The sequence below is a fragment of the Candidatus Dormiibacterota bacterium genome (genome assembly GCA_035544955.1).
Classification (GTDB): Bacteria; Chloroflexota; Dormibacteria; order CF-121; family CF-121; genus CF-13.
In genome coordinates, this window is the sequence record DASZZN010000017.1 from 1 (window position 1) to 2,156 (window position 2,156).

A 2,156-nucleotide genomic window follows, 5' to 3' on the forward strand; every position below is an offset into this window, starting at 1 on the left:
TGTCGATCGGCAAGCGGTGCTAGTCTAGCTTTCAGCGCCCCACCATGAACGCCAACAACGTCGGCATATTGCTGCGGTCAAGCATGAGCCAATGCCGCCCAACCGATCAGCGCAATTGACCTCATACATCAACTATGACGAACTCGGACCGCACTTCTTTCATTTCGATCACGCCGTCCTTTGTTTGCTCAACGCGCCGACATGACATTTTGGCACCTGTTGATTCATCGCTTGGATGTAGCATCTCAAAAACTGTTGGCGGAGCGGTCGCTGCCGACGGCCGGGTTTTGGGCTGGACCGGGTTCAATGGAGTGGCTGCGGCCGGTTTATCCTGGTCGGCGCGCGGCGGCGCTGCGGATGATCTGACCAATGGGTGGGATGCAGGGGCCGTCCATACCTAGACGGCTGCCGAGATAGTCCCAAAAGGTCAGGGCGTGTTTGCGCAGGGTCTTGGTAATGGAGACGAAGGTGTCGAGGCAGCGGCGCCCCTCGTCGCCACGGGTGCCGCCGCTGATTTTGCGCTTTTCGACGCGGATGCGGATGTCGCCTTCGGAGTTGTTGGTGTGGAGCGGGATGTCGGGGCGATCGAGCACGCGCAAGAGTTTGCTCTTGATGGCGAACAGCGCGTCGAGAACGGCGTCGAGCGCGGCAAAGCCGGTGGTTCCGGCGTTGAAGATGCGATCGAAGCGGGCTCGCAGTCGGCGGCTTGCGGCAGCGTCGACGCGGCCGGCCTTGGCGTATTGTTTGAGCACTCGATAAAGCTTCCAGATCCGGTCGCGCGTGCGCTCGACCAGTCGGTGCTGCTCGGGTGTCGCACAGGCAACCTGCTGGACTTGTCTCTCGGCATGGATCCAGCACCGGGCATGGTCGCCGATGGCAAATTGCGGGGCGCCATCACTGACGACGACCACGCCATCGAGCAGGCGCTGCTCGACGATGGCTCCCCATAAGGCACCTTCCGTCGCGCATTGCTGGTGATGGGCGCCGGTGATACCGAGTGCCGTCAGGTGCCCTTGCCAGTTCTGGTCGTCGGCGAACGCCTTGGCCGGCGCCTCGGCCAGCGGGTCGATCAGGGCCTGCGGCAAACCGTGATCCTGCCAATACGCGACGGCCGCATCGGTGACGCGATAGCCGAACACCCCGCCCAGCAGCAGCGTCCTGAGGAAATTGAGCCGGCTCTTGCTCTCCGTGGTCTCGAAGAAGGCAAAGTGCTGGTTGCCGATATGCGTCGTGTGGCCATTGCGGCCCTGATGGCGGGCGCCGGTATCGTCGACCGTCAGCGCCGTGGCGCAGGAAAGGCCGGCGGCCAGGATCTCCTGCTTCTCGGCGTGGAACGCCGCCTTGCCCTCGGTCAAGAGATTGCTCAGCGCGGCCAGCGACATCTTAATGCCGAAGGCATGCAGCTGGGCGAGCAGCTTCGGCTCGGTCACATTGCACTCGTAGTACTGCTGCAGCACGAAGCGAACCAGGTTCGCTCCGAAATGGCCGACAATGCCGGCCGGCAGCGGCGCCGTCACCAGCGTGCCGTCGGGCGCGCGATAGCACGCGCGATGATAGCGCGTAACGTGCGCCTCCAGCCGCAGATCCTGCACCACGAAGCGTTTGCGCCCCTTGAACCGGCAGCCTTCCGGCAACGCCCAGGGCTTGAGCACCTTCTCTTCATGGATGGTGAGGTCCGCGGTCCGCACGCTGCCCTTCCGGCCCCCGTTGCGCGGTCGCTTGGAACCCCTCGCGCTCCGCTTGTCGGACGGCGTGCGTTCGCTATCGGTACCGTCCTCCATCCGGCTCGGCTTGAACGGTGGCCGCGGCGGCAGCCCCTTGAGCCGCGCGATCTCGTCACGCAGCCGCCCGATCTCCTCAAGCAAATCCACCACCAACGCCTTGACGTCGTCCGGCTTCATGCTGTCGAGGTCAGGTCGGGTGGGCGGCCGCGGCATACCGCCACCGAATCCCAGCCGTAGTATGTCGTCAATGAAATCAACACAATCTCAGGCGAGTCAGACTGTCGCATCCAGATCATGGACGCGACCCTCGCTATCCGCTCATGCCACCGGTTTCTGTGATGTTACAGATGCAATGACCCGTGACTTCGAGCCCGAGCAGAAACGGTATCTCGAAGGATTCGTGGCCGGCCTGCAGATTGCAAAAACCGCGGG

The 2,156-nt window shown here is 63.3% G+C and carries 1 protein-coding gene; it reads right to left on the reverse strand.

The genetic code is table 11. From position 1 onward, the window contains the following. Positions 1–326: 326 nt before the first annotated feature. Positions 327–1,937, reverse strand: a complete 1,611-nt coding sequence (locus VHK65_06980; protein HVS05893.1) for a transposase — start codon at positions 1,935–1,937, stop codon at positions 327–329. Positions 1,938–2,156: the final 219 nt, after the last annotated feature.

Excerpts from the sequence above, each read along its gene's own strand:
- VHK65_06980 (HVS05893.1), bottom strand. The coding sequence starts at position 1,937 with ATGCCGCGGCCGCCCACCCGACCTGACCTCGACAGCATGAAGCCGGAC.